Annotated in this window: 11 protein-coding genes; 9 read left to right on the top strand and 2 right to left on the bottom strand. The window is 72.3% G+C overall.

All coding sequences use genetic code 11. From position 1 onward, the window contains the following. Positions 1-217: 217 nt before the first annotated feature. The 7 genes from ACZ43N_RS07915 to ACZ43N_RS07885 all read left to right on the top strand — a co-directional run bounded on the left by ACZ43N_RS07915 (position 218) and on the right by ACZ43N_RS07885 (position 11,402). Positions 218-1,756 carry a leucyl aminopeptidase gene (locus ACZ43N_RS07915; RefSeq protein ID WP_468095822.1) on the top strand — a complete coding sequence of 513 codons (1,539 nt, stop codon included), beginning with the start codon at positions 218-220 and terminating at the stop codon, positions 1,754-1,756. A gap of 289 nt (positions 1,757-2,045) precedes the next feature. Next, a complete protein-coding gene (gene lpdA / locus ACZ43N_RS07910) occupies positions 2,046-3,434 on the top strand; it encodes a dihydrolipoyl dehydrogenase (RefSeq protein ID WP_468095820.1) in 1,389 nt (462 codons plus the stop codon). 61 nt (positions 3,435-3,495) lie between these two features. After that, a complete protein-coding gene (sucB, locus tag ACZ43N_RS07905; RefSeq protein ID WP_468095818.1) occupies positions 3,496-5,301 on the top strand; it encodes a 2-oxoglutarate dehydrogenase, E2 component, dihydrolipoamide succinyltransferase in 1,806 nt (601 codons plus the stop codon). A gap of 282 nt (positions 5,302-5,583) precedes the next feature. Next, the gene (locus ACZ43N_RS07900; RefSeq protein WP_468095817.1) at positions 5,584-6,225 is read left to right on the top strand and encodes a GntR family transcriptional regulator; all 642 of its coding nucleotides are present in this window, start codon (positions 5,584-5,586) and stop codon (positions 6,223-6,225) included. A 631-nt stretch (positions 6,226-6,856) separates the two neighbouring features. After that, complete coding sequence (aceE, locus tag ACZ43N_RS07895) at positions 6,857-9,559, top strand: pyruvate dehydrogenase (acetyl-transferring), homodimeric type (protein ID WP_468095815.1); 2,703 nt, start codon at positions 6,857-6,859, stop codon at positions 9,557-9,559. Positions 9,560-9,738: 179 nt separating this feature from the next. Next, positions 9,739-10,776 (top strand): helix-turn-helix transcriptional regulator, encoded by a 1,038-nt coding sequence (locus ACZ43N_RS07890; protein ID WP_468095813.1) that lies wholly within the window; start codon positions 9,739-9,741, stop codon positions 10,774-10,776. A gap of 107 nt (positions 10,777-10,883) precedes the next feature. Continuing rightward, positions 10,884-11,402, top strand: coding sequence for a DUF4240 domain-containing protein (locus ACZ43N_RS07885; protein ID WP_468096456.1), 519 nt, complete (start codon positions 10,884-10,886; stop codon positions 11,400-11,402). Between the two features lie 245 nt (positions 11,403-11,647). Here the strand turns inward: ACZ43N_RS07885 and ACZ43N_RS07880 are convergent, their stop codons facing one another. Then, a complete protein-coding gene (locus tag ACZ43N_RS07880; RefSeq protein ID WP_468096454.1) occupies positions 11,648-12,340 on the bottom strand; it encodes a peptidoglycan recognition protein family protein in 693 nt (230 codons plus the stop codon). Positions 12,341-12,810: 470 nt separating this feature from the next. On the opposite strand from ACZ43N_RS07880, the gene ACZ43N_RS07875 reads away from it, so the two are divergent. Then, the gene (locus ACZ43N_RS07875; RefSeq protein WP_468095811.1) at positions 12,811-13,995 is read left to right on the top strand and encodes a MarP family serine protease; all 1,185 of its coding nucleotides are present in this window, start codon (positions 12,811-12,813) and stop codon (positions 13,993-13,995) included. 89 nt (positions 13,996-14,084) lie between these two features. Here the strand turns inward: ACZ43N_RS07875 and ACZ43N_RS07870 are convergent, their stop codons facing one another. Continuing rightward, positions 14,085-14,219 carry a hypothetical protein gene (locus tag ACZ43N_RS07870; protein ID WP_468095809.1) on the bottom strand — a complete coding sequence of 45 codons (135 nt, stop codon included), beginning with the start codon at positions 14,217-14,219 and terminating at the stop codon, positions 14,085-14,087. 82 nt (positions 14,220-14,301) lie between these two features. On the opposite strand from ACZ43N_RS07870, the gene ACZ43N_RS07865 reads away from it, so the two are divergent. After that, positions 14,302-15,225: a TIGR01777 family oxidoreductase gene (locus ACZ43N_RS07865; protein WP_468095808.1), complete on the top strand. Its 924-nt coding sequence runs from the start codon at positions 14,302-14,304 to the stop codon at positions 15,223-15,225. Positions 15,226-15,431 lie beyond the last annotated feature (206 nt).

Raw genomic sequence — 15,431 nt, 5'->3', positions numbered from 1 at the left:
GGTTCCCCCTATGGCGAAGTCATGGGGATCTCCCTGCATGGGCCAGGCGGAAAGTCAGGGAGGCTGGTGACGGCGAACGCCGTCCGGGCGGCTGGTGCAGAGCCGGCCCCCGCGTCCCAGATCCGACGGGCCGAACAAGGGCCTAGGCTCGTGCCCGGCACGTCGACCCCATCCGTTCGGCCACCCAAAACTCAATCGGAAGCGAGATTTCACCACCGTGACTGCTCTCACTCTCAGCACCGCCGCCGCGTCCGGCCTCCGCGCCGACGCGATCGTGGTCGGTGTCGCGAAGGGCGCCAAGGGCCCGGTCGTTGCCCCGGGTGCCGAGACCGTGGACAAGGCGTACGACGGCAGGCTGGCCGGCGTCCTGGAGACCCTCGGTGCCTCGGGCGCCGAGGGCGAGGTGACGAAGCTGCCCGCGCCGTCCGGCTTCAAGGCGCCGCTCGTGGTGGCGGTGGGCCTGGGAGCGGAGCCCGAGAAGGACGGCTCGTTCGGCGCGGAGACGCTGCGCCGGGCGGCCGGCGCCGCGGCCCGGGCCCTGGCCGGCTCGAAGAAGGCGGCGTTCGCGCTGCCGCTCGCCGACACCGACGCCGTCGGCGCCGTCGCCGAGGGCGCGCTGCTCGGCGCGTACTCGTTCGACACCTACAAGGAGAACGGCCGTCAGGCGAAGGGCGCCGCCAAGGCGAAGAGCGGAAAGGCGCCGCTCGCCGAGGTGGCCGTGCTCGGCGCCAAGCCCCGCGACCGCGCCCACAAGGCCGCCGCAGAGCGCGCGATCGCGGTCTCGGAGGAGCTCAACCGCGCCCGCGACCTGATCAACACCCCGCCCAACGACCTCGACCCGGCGGCGTTCGCCGCGATCGCGCAGGGCGCGGGCAAGGAACACGGCATCAAGGTGACCGTGCTCGACGAGAAGGCACTCGCCAAGGGCGGCTACGGCGGCATCCTCGGCGTCGGCGCGGGCTCCGCGGCCGCGCCCCGGCTGGTGCAGCTGACCTACACCCACGCGCAGGCCACCAAGCACCTGGCGTTCGTCGGCAAGGGCATCACCTACGACTCGGGCGGCATCTCCCTCAAGCCGGCCGGGCACAACGAGACGATGAAGTGCGACATGAGCGGTGCCGCCGCCGTGTTCGCCGCGGTCGTCGCCGCCGCCCGCCTCGGCCTCGAGGTCAACGTCACCGGCTGGCTGGCCCTCGCCGAGAACATGCCGTCCGGCACCGCCACCCGGCCGGGTGATGTGCTGCGCATGTACAGCGGCAAGACGGTGGAGGTGCTGAACACCGACGCCGAGGGCCGGCTGGTGCTGGCCGACGCGCTCGCCAAGGCCTCCGAGGACGAGCCGGACGCGATCGTCGACGTGGCGACGCTCACCGGGGCGATGATGCTGGCGCTGGGCAACCGGACGTTCGGGATCATGGCGAACGACGACGCGTTCCGTGCCGCGGTGCACGAGGCGGCGGAGGAGGTCGGCGAGGCGGCGTGGCCGATGCCGCTGCCGGACCACCTGCGCAAGGGGATGGACTCGCCGACCGCCGACATCGCGAACATGGGCGAGCGGTACGGCGGTGGGCTCGTCGCCGGTCTGTTCCTGAAGGAGTTCGTGGGCGAGGGCATCACCTGGGCGCACCTCGACATCGCGGGGCCGGCCTTCAACGAGGGCGGTCCGTTCGGGTACACGCCGAAGGGTGGCACGGGGTCCGCGGTGCGGACACTGGTGCGGCTGGCCGAGCGGGCCGCCGCGGGTGACCTGGGGTGACGTCCGCCCACTAGCTCGGTCCGGTCGCCAGTACGGCGACCGCGGGGGCGCGGGGGCTGGTCGCACAGCTCCCCGCGCCCCTTCGGGGGCGCCGCCCCGCTGTCCGCTCACAAGTGAGCGTGTGGTGTCTCACACCCCGGCCCGGCGTCTCGTTCCCTCCCGACAAGTGCGAAGATGGGGCTCGGCAGGACAGGGCCCCCACCACAGGGCCGAAGAAGAGCGGCCGGACACCAGCCGCCGCCCGGTCACTGGAGACCGGCGTACGGCGCACATGCATGGAGGACGTGACGTGGCGAACGACGCCAGCACCGTTTTCGACCTAGTGATCCTCGGCGGTGGTAGCGGTGGTTACGCCGCGGCCCTGCGCGGGGCGCAGCTGGGCCTGGACGTCGCCCTGATCGAGAAGGACAAGGTCGGCGGCACCTGCCTGCACCGGGGATGCATCCCCACCAAGGCCCTGCTGCACGCGGGCGAGATCGCCGATCAGGCCCGCGAGAGCGAGCAGTTCGGTGTGAAGGCCACCTTCGAGGGCATCGACGTACCGGCCGTCCACAAGTACAAGGACGGCGTCATCTCCGGCCTGTACAAGGGCCTTCAGGGGCTGATCGCCTCCCGCAAGGTGACGTACATCGAGGGCGAGGGCCGGCTGTCCTCCCCCACCTCCGTCGACGTCAACGGCCAGCGCATCCAGGGCCGTCACGTGCTCCTCGCGACCGGCTCCGTGCCGAAGTCGCTGCCGGGCCTGGAGATCGACGGCGACCGCATCATCTCCTCGGACCACGCCCTCGTCCTGGACCGCGTGCCGAAGTCCGCGATCATCCTGGGCGGCGGTGTCATCGGCGTCGAGTTCGCCTCGGCGTGGAAGTCCTTCGGCTCCGACGTGACCGTCATCGAGGGCCTGAAGCACCTCGTCCCCGTCGAGGACGAGAACTCCTCCAAGCTTCTTGAGCGCGCGTTCCGCAAGCGCGGTATCAAGTTCAACCTGGGCACCTTCTTCTCGAAGGCCGAGTACACCCAGGACGGTGTCAAGGTCATCCTCGCCGACGGCAAGGAGTTCGAGGCCGAGGTCCTGCTGGTCGCCGTCGGCCGCGGCCCGGTCTCGCAGGGCCTGGGCTACGAGGAGGCCGGGGTCGCCATGGACCGCGGCTACGTCCTCGTCGACGAGTACATGCGGACGAACGTCCCGACCATCTCCGCCGTCGGTGACCTGGTCCCGACGCTCCAGCTCGCGCACGTCGGCTTCGCCGAGGGCATTCTGGTGGCGGAGCGTCTGGCCGGTCTGAAGACCGTCCCGATCGACTACGACGGTGTCCCCCGTGTGACGTACTGCCACCCGGAGGTCGCCTCCGTGGGCATCACCGAGGCCAAGGCCAAGGAGATCTACGGCGCGGACAAGGTCGTCGCTCTGAAGTACAACCTCGCGGGCAACGGCAAGAGCAAGATCCTGCAGACCGCGGGCGAGATCAAGCTCGTCCAGGTCAAGGACGGTGCCGTGGTCGGCGTCCACATGGTGGGCGACCGCATGGGCGAGCAGGTCGGCGAGGCCCAGCTGATCTACAACTGGGAGGCCCTCCCCGCCGAGGTCGCCCAGCTCATCCACGCCCACCCGACGCAGAACGAGGCGCTCGGCGAGGCCCACCTGGCCCTCGCGGGCAAGCCGCTGCACTCGCACGACTGACCCCTCGGTCGACGAAGCGACGATCCAGACTTCCGCAATTCGTTAAGGAGCAACAGAAACCATGGCGGTTTCCGTAACCCTTCCGGCGCTCGGCGAGAGCGTCACCGAGGGCACTGTCACCCGCTGGCTGAAGGCCGAGGGTGAGCGTGTCGAGGCCGACGAGCCGCTGCTCGAGGTCTCGACCGACAAGGTCGACACCGAGATCCCCTCCCCCGCCGCCGGTGTCCTCGCGTCCATCAAGGTCGCCGAGGACGAGACGGTCGAGGTCGGCGCCGAGCTGGCCGTGATCGACGACGGCACCGGCGCGCCCGCCGCCGCTCCCGCCCCGGCCGCCGAGGAGGCTCCGGCCCCCGCGCCCGAGCCCGCCGCCGCCGCGCCCTCCACCGAGCAGGCCGCCCCCGCCCCGGCCCCGACCGCCGAGGCCGCCGCCGGCGGCGGCTCCGCCGAGGGCACCGACGTGGTCCTGCCCGCGCTCGGCGAGTCCGTCACCGAGGGCACCGTCACCCGCTGGCTCAAGGAGGTCGGCGACTCCGTCGAGGCCGACGAGCCGCTGCTCGAGGTCTCCACGGACAAGGTCGACACCGAGATCCCGGCGCCCACCTCGGGTGTGCTGCTGGAGATCGTGGTCGGCGAGGACGAGACCGCCGAGGTCGGCGCCAAGCTGGCCGTCATCGGCGCCCCCGGTGCCGCCCCGGCCGCCGCTCCGGCTCCTGCCGCCCCGGCTCCGGCGCCCGCCGCCGCTGCCCCGGCCGCCCCCGCACCCGCCCCGGCCGCCCCCGCGGCTCCGGCTCCGGCCCCCGCGCCGGCTGCCCCCGCCGCCCCGGCCCCGGCACCCGCCGCCGCTGCCCCGGCCGCTCCGGCTCCCGCGCCCGCCCCGGTGACCCCGGCTCCGGCCGCTGCCGCCCCGGCCGCCGCCAAGGCGACCGACGAGGGTGCGTACGTGACCCCGCTGGTCCGCAAGCTCGCCGCGGAGAACGGCGTCGACCTGGCGTCCGTCAAGGGCACCGGCGTCGGCGGTCGTATCCGCAAGCAGGACGTCATCGCCGCCGCCGAGGCCGCGAAGGCCGCTGCCGCCGCCCCGGCCCCGGCCGCCGCGGCTCCCGCTGCCGCCGCGTCCCGCAAGGCCCCGGCCCTGGAGGTCTCCCCCCTCCGCGGCCAGACCATCAAGATGCCGCGCATCCGCAAGGTCATCGGCGACAACATGGTCAAGGCCCTGCACGAGCAGGCGCAGCTGTCCTCGGTCGTCGAGGTCGACGTGACCCGTCTGATGAAGCTGCGCGCCAAGGCGAAGGACTCCTTCGCGGCCCGCGAGGGCGTGAAGCTCTCCCCGATGCCGTTCTTCGTGAAGGCGGCGGCCCAGGCGCTGAAGGGCCACCCGGCCATCAACGCCCGGATCAACGAGGCCGAGGGCACCATCACGTACTTCGACACGGAGAACGTCGGCATCGCCGTGGACTCCGAGAAGGGCCTGATGACCCCGGTCATCAAGAACGCGGGCGACCTCAACATCGCCGGCATCGCCAAGGCCACCGCCGACCTGGCGGGCAAGGTCCGGGCCAACAAGATCACTCCGGACGAGTTGTCCGGCGCGACGTTCACCATCTCCAACACCGGTTCGCGCGGCGCGCTCTTCGACACGATCATCGTGCCGCCGAACCAGGTCGCGATCCTCGGCATCGGCGCCACGGTCAAGCGCCCCGCCGTGATCGAGACGGAGGAGGGCACGGTCATCGGCGTCCGCGACATGACCTACCTGACCCTCTCCTACGACCACCGTCTGGTCGACGGCGCCGACGCCGCCCGCTACCTGACGGCGGTCAAGGCGATCCTGGAGGCCGGCGAGTTCGAGGTCGAGCTCGGCCTGTAGGGGTCCCCACCGCAGTACGACGGTGCCCGTCCGGAGCTTCCGGGCGGGCACCGCTGTTTTTCTCCGCCTGGCGGGGGCCGTGGGTTCTCCGGAGGGCACGACCGTGACCGCTCTCGCAGCTCGGCCGGTACGGGTCTTTACAGAAGGGGCCACCATGGGAGCGTGTAAGTCTCGTCTCACCTGCGAGAAAGCGCCCCCGTGCGCCCCTCAGGGGCGGCATCGCGGCTTTATTGTCTATGGGTCAACGCCCTTGGGGCTCAGTCCCCCGCCGAAGGAGCCCGCATGACCACCGCGCCCGTCGTCCACTCGCTGCGCGAACAGATCCGCGAGCACATCGTGGAGGGGATCGTGAGCGGGCGCTGGAAGCCGGGTGAGCGGATCGTGGAGCGGCGGATCGCGACCGAGCTGGAGGTCAGCCAGACGCCGGTGCGGGAGGCGCTGCGCGAGCTGGAGTCCCTGCGGCTGATCGAGTCCGCGCCGAACAAGGGCGTCCGGGTGCGGAATCTGACGGCGGCCGACCTGGAGGAGAGTTACCCGGTCAGGGCCGGTCTGGAGGCCATCGCGGCGGAGCTGGCGGCCGAGAAGCTGGCGGAGGACTGCTCGGCGCTGGAGCCGCACGTCGCCGCGCTGTACGAGGCGGACCGCAACTCCGACGGCACCTCCCAGGTACGGCACACCGTCGGCTTCCACCGCGAGCTGGTCCGGGCCGCCGGCAACTCCGTCCTGTTGCACACCTGGGAGGGCCTGGGCATCGAGGTCTTCACCGCGCTCAGCATCCGCTGGCTGGGCACGGTCCAGCAGTCGTACGCCGAGGAGCACGAGGAGTTGGTCGCCGCGTTCCGCCGCCGCGACCCGAGGATCGCCGACCTGGTCAAGGCGCACGTGCTGGGTTGCGCCCCGCACACGGACGACGAGCCGGCGTAGCGGCCCCGGGGCCGCCGGAGGGTGCGTTTTCGGCCGCGGGTGAGCGGGGTTTTGCGGGTCCGTCCTCGACTGCGGGCGGGTGGGCTTTGCGGGTCCGTCCTCGACTGCGGGCGGGTGGGCTTTGCGGGTCCGTCCTCGACTGCGGGCAGGTGGGCTTTGCGGGGCCGTCCTCGACTGCGGGTGGGTGGGGGCTTGTCGCGCAGTTCCCCGCGCCCCTGAAGGCTTGGGCCTGCGGCCCGGCCTTCACCGGGTGGCGCCGTTGAAAAGCACGGGGCGCAGCCCCGGACGCTTTTCAGGGGCGCGGGGAACTGCGCGAAAAACCCCCACCCACCCGCACACGCCCAACACACCCCACCCCCCGATCTATTGGGCGCACCCCCGCTCAAACGCCGCCCCACCTGCGAAAACCCCGGCCACCAACGGCACCCGGTGTCTCCGCCGAAGGCACCCCGTGCCGACTTTCTCCTGATCAAGAGTTTTTGCCCCGGAACCCTTTGATCGATCATCGATCAGCGGGTTACAGTCGCCGACGGGCTTCCACCGAAGCCCCAGCCCTGTCCTGCCAAAGACCAAGGGCACCCCCGAACCCTTACCGATGAGGGAACCCCCTTCGACTGAGGAAGGCGGCGCAATGACCGACCCCAACGCCATCCAGCCGAGCGCGCTCGACCAGCTCCCCGACCGCGACCCGGAGGAGACCGCCGAATGGCAGGCCTCGCTGGACGCCGTCACCAAGGCGGCCGGGCCGCACCGCGCGGCGTACCTGATGCGCCGCACCCTGGAGCGTGCGGAGGGCAACGGCATCGCGCTGCCCAAGCTGCTCGAGACGGACTACGTCAACACCATCCCCACCGCCGCCGAGCCGGGCATCCCCGGTGACGAGGCGATGGAGCGCCGTATCACCGCGTGGAACCGCTGGAACGCGGCCGCGATGGTGACCCGCGGCTCCAAGTACGGCGTCGGCGGCCACATCGCCACCTTCGCCTCCGCCGCCTGGCTCTACGAGACGGGCTTCAACCACTTCTTCAAGGGCAAGGAAGCCGACGGTTCCGGCGACCAGCTCTTCATCCAGGGCCACGCCTCCCCCGGCATCTACGCCCGCGCCTTCCTCGACGGCCGGCTGAACGAGGCCCACCTCGACAACTTCCGCCGCGAGTCCGGCGGCAACGGCCTCCCGTCGTACCCGCACCCGCGGCGTCTGCCCTGGCTGTGGGAGTTCCCGACGGTGAGCATGGGCCTCGGCCCCCTCTCCGCCATCTACCAGGCGCGCTTCAACCGCTATCTCACCAACCGCGGCATCAAGGACGTCTCGGCCTCCCACGTCTGGGCGTTCCTCGGTGACGGCGAGATGGACGAGCCCGAGTCGACGGCGGCACTCGCGCTCGCCTCCCGCGAGGGCCTCGACAACCTGACCTTCGTCATCAACTGCAACCTGCAGCGTCTCGACGGCCCGGTCCGCGCCAACTTCAAGATCGTGCAGGAGCTGGAGGCCCAGTTCCGCGGCGCCGGCTGGAACGTCATCAAGACGCTGTGGGGCTCGGCATGGGACGAGCTGTTCCGGCTCGACACGACCGGCGCGCTCGTACGCCGGCTGCGCGAGGTACCGGACGCCCAGGTCCAGACGTACCAGACCCGCGACGCCGCCTACATCCGCCAGGACTTCTTCGGCAAGGACCCGGCGCTCGTCGAGATGGCGAAGCTGCTGAGCGACGACAAGATCCTGGAGTGCTTCCACCTCTCCCGCGGCGGTCACGAGGCGCGCAAGGTCTACGCCGCGTACAAGGCGGCCGTCGAGTTCAAGGGCGCGCCGACCGTGATCCTGGCCCAGACCGTGAAGGGCTTCACCCTCGGCGAGGGCTTCGCGTCGAAGAACGCCAACCACCAGATGAAGAAGCTCTCGGTGGACGAGTTCAAGGCGATGCGGGACCTGCTCGACCTGCCGATCAAGGACAGCGACTTCGTCGACGGCGTCGTGCCCTACGGCCACCCGGGCGCCGACTCCGCCGAGGTCCGGTACCTCCAGGAGCGCCGCGCAGCCCTCGGCGGCCCCGCCCCGGCCCGCCGCGTCCACCCGGTGGCGCCGCTGCCCGCCCCCGCCGAGAAGGCCTTCGCCTCCTTCGACAAGGGCTCCGGCTCCCAGAACGTGGCCACCACCATGGCCTTCGTCCGTCTGATCAAGGACCTGGTCCGCGACAAGGAGACCGGAAAGCGCTGGGTGCCGATCGTCCCGGACGAGGCCCGCACCTTCGGTATGGAGTCGCTCTTCCCCTCCCTCGGCATCTACTCGCCGAAGGGCCAGACGTACGAGCCGGTCGACCGCGACCAGCTGATGTACTACAAGGAGGCCGAGAACGGCCAGATCCTCAACGAGGGGATCACCGAGGCCGGTTCGATGGCCGACTTCATCGCCGCGTCGACCGCGTACTCCACGCACGGCGAAGCGATGATCCCGTTCTACATCTTCTACTCGATGTTCGGCTGGCAGCGCACGGCCGACCAGATGTGGCAGCTCGGCGACCAGCTCGGCCGCGGCTTCCTCGTCGGCGCGACCGCCGGCCGTACGACGCTGACGGGCGAGGGCCTGCAGCACGCGGACGGCCACTCGCCGGTCATCGCGGCGACCAACCCGGCCGCCCTCACCTACGACCCGGCCTTCGCGTACGAGGTCGCGACGATCGTGAAGGACGGTCTGCGCCGGATGTACGGCGAGGCCGCGCCCGGTGAGGACCCGAACGTCTTCTACTACCTGACCGTCTACAACGAGCCGCTCCCGCAGCCCGCGAAGCCGGCCGGTCTCGGTATCGACGAGGGCATCGTCAAGGGCCTGTACCGCTTCAACACGGCGGAGTCCGCGGGCATGACCGTCCCGGCGAACGCCCCGCGCATCCAGCTGCTGGGTTCCGGTACGGCCATCCACTGGGCCCTTCAGGCGCAGAAGCTGCTCGCCGAGGAGTGGGGCGTGGCGGCCGACGTCTGGTCGGCGACGTCCTGGAGCGAGCTGCGCAGGGACGCCCTGGAGGCCGACGCGGCGCTGCTGCGCGGCGAGGAGCGCGTCCCGTACGTCCGCCAGGCGCTGCAGGGCGCCGAGGGTCCGGTCCTGGCCGTCTCCGACTACATGCGCCAGGTTCCCGACCAGATCGCCCAGTGGGTCGAGCAGGACTACTCCTCCCTCGGCGCCGACGGCTTCGGTCTCTCCGACACCCGCGAGGCGGCCCGTCGTCACTTCGGTGTCGACGCGCAGTCCATCGTCGTGGCGGCGCTCGCGCAGCTGGCGAAGCGGGGTGAGACGAAGGCGTCGGCGGTGAAGGAGGCCCGCGAGAAGTACGGGCTGTGACACTGCCGGGCGCCTTCTGACTCGGGGGTGCGGGTTGGTCGGCGGGTGCGGGCGGTGTGGCTGGTCGCGCAGTTCCCCCACCCGCCCGCACCCGCCAACGCCCCCGAGCTGCAAGGCGCCGCCCGCCCCTCCCCCTCGCCCGGCCCGCCCCTCCCCCTCGCGCCCGGCATGATGAACCCATGCGCGCTGCCCGGCTCATCAAGATGGTGCTGCTCCTCCAGTCCCGCCCCTCCATGACCGCCGCCGAGCTGGCCCGCGAACTGGAGGTCTCCGAGCGCACGGTCACCCGCGACGCCCAGGCCCTCTCGGAGGCCGGCGTCCCGGTCTACGCGGACCGCGGCCGGGCCGGTGGCTACCGCCTGATCGGCGGTTACCGCACCCGGCTGACGGGCCTCGCCCGCAGCGAGGCCGAGGCACTGTTCCTCAGCGGCGTACCGGGGGCCCTCCGTGAGATGGGTCTGGAGGACGCCGCCTCCGCCGCCCGGCTGAAGGTGTCGGCGGCCCTCCTCCCCTCCCTGAGCGACGCCCCGCGCACGGCGGCCCAACGGTTCCACCTCGACGCACCGAGCTGGTTCCAGGAGCCGAAGACGCCGGAGCTGCTCCCGGCCGTCGCGGAGGCCGTGTGGGACGACCGCCGGATCACCGGCCGCTACCGCAGGGGCGACACCGAGGTCGAACGGCGGCTGGAGCCGTACGGTCTGGTCCTCAAGGCCGGCGTCTGGTACCTGTGCGCCCGCGTCGCCGATACCGACGCCCCGGCCGTCCCCGGCGCCCGCCCCGGTGGGGAGGCCGGCACCCGCTCCGCCCCCTTCCGTACGTACCGCATCGACCGCTTCAGCACCGTCGAGGCCCACGACGCCCACTTCACCCGCGACGGGGATTTCGACCTGCCGGCCTACTGGGACGATCAGACAGAACGTTTCGCCCGCTCGATCCTGCACGCCGAGGTCGTCGTACGGCTCTCACCGGAGGGCGTGCGGAGGCTGCCGCACGTGGTCGACCCCGTGTCGGCGCGGGACGCCCTGGCGACGGCGGACGACGCCCGCGACGCCCACGGCTGGGCGACCGTGACGCTCCGGGTCGAGTCGGAGGAGGTGGCCCGCACCCAGCTCACCGCGCTCGGAGCCGAGGTCGAGGTGCTGGCACCGGAGAGCCTGCGGAGCCGTTTCGCGCAGGACGCGCGGCGGCTCGCCGGGCTGTACCGGGGGACGCCGTAGGAGGGGCCGCGGGGGGCGTACGGGCCGTCGTGGCGTGCCGGCGGGCCCGGCCGATCCGTGCTCCTCCACGTGCGTCCCGCCCTCTGAGGCCCGATGCTTGACCCGTGATGGACGAGACGGAGTTCTGGGAGCTGGTGGACACGACCCGGGCGGACGCCGAGGGCGACCCGGAGGACCAGGCCGACCTGCTCGTGGAACGGCTCGGCCGACTGGACCCGGAGGCGGTGCTCGACTTCGCCCGCCACTTCGAGTCCCGCTACAACCGCGCCTACACCTGGGACCTGTGGGGCGCCGCCTGGGTGCTGCTGGACGGCGCCAGTGACGACGCGTTCGACTTCTTCCGGTGCTGGCTGATCGGCCAGGGCCGGGAGGTCTTCGAGGGCGCGGTGCACGACCCGGACGCGCTCGCCGATCTGCTGGACGACTTCGACGAGGAGATCGACGGGGACGGCGAGGAGCTGGGGTACGCCGCCGACGAGGCGTACGAGCAGCTCACCGGCCTGGTCGCGCCGGACCTCGGGATTCCGCCCGCGCCCGGCGAACCGGAGGGCACCCCGGTCGACTTCGAGGACGAGAGCGCGCTCGCCGAGCGCTACCCGAAACTCTGGGAGCGTTTCAGGTCCTGAAGCCGCGGCTGTCGGTGCGCGGCAGACAGGTGTGGGCCGGCTCGGCGGCGTACGTCCGGACTCGTGACGGTTGTGGTCGGCTGTCGGTTGGTCGGGGGCGGACGGGCCGTGCGGGGGTGCCGAGTTGGCGCGCGCCGGCGCGGACGCGGTGACGGCGGACGGGCCGGGCACGACGACGACGGCAGTGCAGGCCGCCGTCCAGGGGCTCCGCAGGGCGGCGGACCCACGGATCGGCCGGGCCGGGGTCACGACCGGCCCTGGAGACGGGCCGCGAGTTCCCTGATGGCGGGCAGGCGTTCGGCGAGGGCCGCGCCCGGGCAGCTGGTCATGTAGCCGTCGCTGTGGCCCGCGAGGGTGGGCAGCAGGACGGTGGTGCCGGCGGCGTAGCGGCTGCGGCTGTTGCTGGAGGTGAGGCGCACACTGCCGCGGGGGTCGCTGTCGGAGAGACCGAGTTTCCAGGCGGCGAGGGCGGCGATGGCGTCGGTCATGGCCTCGGGGACGGGAACGCCGGCGGTGAAGGTGCCGAGGGCGGCGATCCCGGCGGTGCGGTGGTTGAAGCCCTGGGTGTGGGCGCCGGTGACGGGGCGGTCGACGCCGCCCGCGCGGCCCTCGTAGATGGTGCCGCAGCGGTCGACGAGGAAGTTGTAGCCGATGTCGTCCCAGTCCCGGGTGCCGGTCTGGCCCGCGTACAGCGAGCGGATGATGCGGGGGGTGTCGGCGCAGTCGTAGCCGTTCGGCGAGTCGGTGTGGTGGATGAAGACGGCAGCGACCCGGTCGTCGTAGCGTGCGGGCGGCTGGCTGCGGCCGTCCCCGGTGAGCCAGCGGCTCCTCGGCACGATGGGCGGTCGGGGCGCTTGGTGCGGCTGGGAGGGCCGGGCAGCGACGGGCTTCGGGGAACGGTTGCCCGTGCCGTCCACGCCGATCGCGCACAGCACCAGTGCGACGACGGCCGCGATGCCGGGCAGACAGGCCAGCGCGAGGAGGCCGGGGCGTGGCGGACGAGGGCTCCTGTGCCGGGCGCCCCGATGGCGGGCGGAGCGGGGATCGGGTGCGGTCCGCGCGACGGTGGCGCCGCGCGGACCCCGTATTCGCGCGACGGTGAGACAGCGCGGAGTCCGTGTCCGGCGCCGCCCGGCACGGAGCGGCCGACGTCGTGGCGACCCCCGTGACATCCGGAACACACGCATGCACCGACCCTCACCCGAGTGCGCCCCCGCCGCGCTGCGGGTTGCGCCACCCGGGTGAACGGATTGGAACCATCGTCCTGGTCCGGGACGTTTTCACGATTCCGGGCGGACGGCGTACCGGTGGCCGATTCCCGCACGCCGTCGGCGTGCCGTGCGGGCGGGACTGATCACTGCGCCCACCCCACGCGTACTACTGGGTCCGAAAAGAGAAAGGCGCTGGAGTGGACGTGCTCGACATCCTGCTGATGCTGGTGATCCTGGCCTACGCGGCGTCCGGTTACCGTCGCGGCCTGGTCGCGGGATGTGTGTCCCTCGCCGGTTTCGTGGGCGGCGCAGCGATGGGCGTCTGGGTGCTGCCGTGGATGATGGAGCTGGTGGAGCCGGGCACCCCCGCGGCGACGGTCACGGCGGTGCTGACCGTGCTGGTGCCGGGTGTGATCGGGCATGAGCTGGCGGGCCGGCTGGCGCTGCGGCTGCGCCGCGAGATAGACCGCAGCCCCCTGCGGATGGCCGACGGCATAGGCGGGGCCGCGGCCAACTCCGTGGCCGTGCTGATCGTGGCGTGGGTGGCCGCGAGCGTCCTCGGGGCGTCCTCGTCCCCGCTGGTGACCAACGCGATCCGCAACTCCGCGCTGCTGGGCGCCGTGCAGAACACCATGCCGGACACCACTCCGGCCTGGTTCTCCAACGCCACGTCCGCGCTCACCGAGGCGGGTTTCCCCCAGGTCTTCAACCCGTTCGAGAACGAGGCGACGGCCGAGGTGGCCAAGCCCTCCGGGGACAATGTGACGGCGGCGGCGACGAACGCCGCCAAGCGCAGCACGGTCAAGATCGAGGGCGTCGCGGGGACGCAGGGCCGCGAGGGCAGCGGTTTCGTGTACGCGCGCGAGCATGTGATGACCAACGCCCATGTGGTGGCGGGCATCGACGAGCCGAGCGTGCGCGTGGGCGGCGTGGGGCGGGCGTTCGAGGGACGGGTCGTGCTCTTCGACCCCGACAAGGATGTCGCGGTGCTCTACGTGCCGGGTCTGGAGGCGCCGGTTCTCCGCTTCGACGACACCGCCTCGCGGGGTGACGCGGCGGTCGTCGCCGGTTACCCGGAGGACGGCGGGCTCGACCTCCAGGCGGCCACGGTCGCCAGCCGCATCGACGCGACCGGCCGCAACATCTACAACACGGACGCGGTCACCCGTGAGATCTACTCGATCCGCTCCACCGTCCGCCCCGGCAACTCCGGCGGGCCCCTCCTCACCACCGAGGGCCAGGTCTACGGCGTCGTCTTCGCCCGCTCCACGTCCGACGCGGAGACGGGGTACGTCCTGACGGTCGACGAGGTCGCCCCCGAGGCGAACAGCGCGGCGAACGCGACGAAGGCGGTGGACACGGGCGATCTCGTGACCTCGTGACGCCGTGAGGGGGGCGGGGCGTTCGGTGTCGTCGGCCGGCACGCGTTGACGTGCCGCCCGGGTGACGTCACGTCAGAGATGACGGTCCATCAGCACGTCGTGTGCGGGTCGCGCCGCACGACGACGAGGACGTGCCCGGACGGCTCGACCGTGTCACCTGGTCGACGCTGCACCCGGTGCGGGCTGCCCCCGCCCAGGAACGCCCCCGCGAACGGCAGCGGCATGCGGGCAACTGTGCGGGGGCGCACCGGGCCGCCGTCGTCCCCCGGTCCGTGGATTCGTCGTACGGAGGGGCAGGATGGAGGCATGGACACAGATGCACCTGTGGCGCCCGGTTCCCGTGTGGTGATCGCCGGGGCGTCCGGCCTGATCGGTTCGGCGTTGGCCCGGTCCCTCGTGGCCGACGGGTACGAGGTGCGCCGGCTCGTGCGGCGTGCGCCGCGCACGGCGGACGAGGTCCGCTGGGATCCGGACGCCCAGCGGGTCGACGTGGCGGGGCTGGAGGGGTGCGTGGCCGTCGTGAACCTGGCGGGCGCGGGAGTCGCGTCGCGCCGCTGGACGGACGCGTACAAGGAGACGATCCGGCGCAGCCGGGTGCTCGGCACGACGGTGCTCGCCGAGGCCGTCGCCTCCCTGGACACACCACCGAGCGTCTTCGTCAACGGCAGCGCGATCGGGTTCTACGGCGACACGGGTGACCGGGTGGTGGACGAGTCGGCGCCGGCGGGGACGGGGTTCCTGCCGACGGTGTGCGTGCAGTGGGAGGGGGCGGCGAAGGCCGCGAGCGACGCCGGGGTGCGGACGGTGTTCGCCCGGACCGGGCTGGTGGTGGCGCGCGGCGGGGGTGCGTGGGGGCCGTTGTTCCCGCTGTTCAAGGCCGGGGTGGGTGGACGCATGGGGGACGGGCGGCAGTACTGGAGCTTCATCTCCCTCCATGACGAGGTCGCCGCGCTGCGCCACCTCATGCGGACGCCGTCGCTGTCCGGACCGTTCAACCTGACGGCGCCCACCCCGCTGACCAACGGGGAGATCACGGCGGCGATGGGCAGGGTCCTGCACCGGCCCACGCTCTTCACCGTCCCCGCGGCCGTCCTCCGCCTCGCCCTCGGCGAGGTCTCCGCCGACGTCCTCGGCAGTACGCGCGCGGTGCCGACCCGGCTCCTGGAGTCGGGCTTCGAGTTCAGACACCCGGACATCGACGCGGCGATCCGAGCGGCCGCGACGAGCTGAGACCACCGACCGCGCGGTTTTCGGCCATCCGCCTCAGGACGCCTCCGAGCCGGTGGGGGTGGGTCCGCAGGGGCACCGCGTGGACGCCGGGCGCACGGGCGTCCGCGGCATGCCCCCGTGCGAGGGGCACGCGCGACTTCCCCGGTCCGCCCCCAAGACCGCACCCTCGTGGCGAACTCAGGTATTCGAGAAGGCCGTTGAGGGCA

This window comes from Streptomyces sp. NPDC030814, from assembly GCF_055572155.1.
The sequence above is the reverse complement of the archived record's forward strand: the minus strand, read 5'-3'. Positions and strand labels throughout refer to the sequence as shown.

Excerpts from the sequence above, each read along its gene's own strand:
- ACZ43N_RS07890 (WP_468095813.1), top strand. The coding sequence starts at position 9,739 with ATGCGCGCTGCCCGGCTCATCAAGATGGTGCTGCTCCTCCAGTCCCGC.
- ACZ43N_RS07885 (WP_468096456.1), top strand. The coding sequence starts at position 10,884 with ATGGACGAGACGGAGTTCTGGGAGCTGGTGGACACGACCCGGGCGGAC.
- aceE (WP_468095815.1), top strand. The coding sequence starts at position 6,857 with ATGACCGACCCCAACGCCATCCAGCCGAGCGCGCTCGACCAGCTCCCC.
- ACZ43N_RS07900 (WP_468095817.1), top strand. The coding sequence starts at position 5,584 with ATGACCACCGCGCCCGTCGTCCACTCGCTGCGCGAACAGATCCGCGAG.
- ACZ43N_RS07870 (WP_468095809.1), bottom strand. The coding sequence starts at position 14,219 with ATGCCGCTGCCGTTCGCGGGGGCGTTCCTGGGCGGGGGCAGCCCGCAC.
- ACZ43N_RS07865 (WP_468095808.1), top strand. The coding sequence starts at position 14,302 with ATGGACACAGATGCACCTGTGGCGCCCGGTTCCCGTGTGGTGATCGCC.
- sucB (WP_468095818.1), top strand. The coding sequence starts at position 3,496 with ATGGCGGTTTCCGTAACCCTTCCGGCGCTCGGCGAGAGCGTCACCGAG.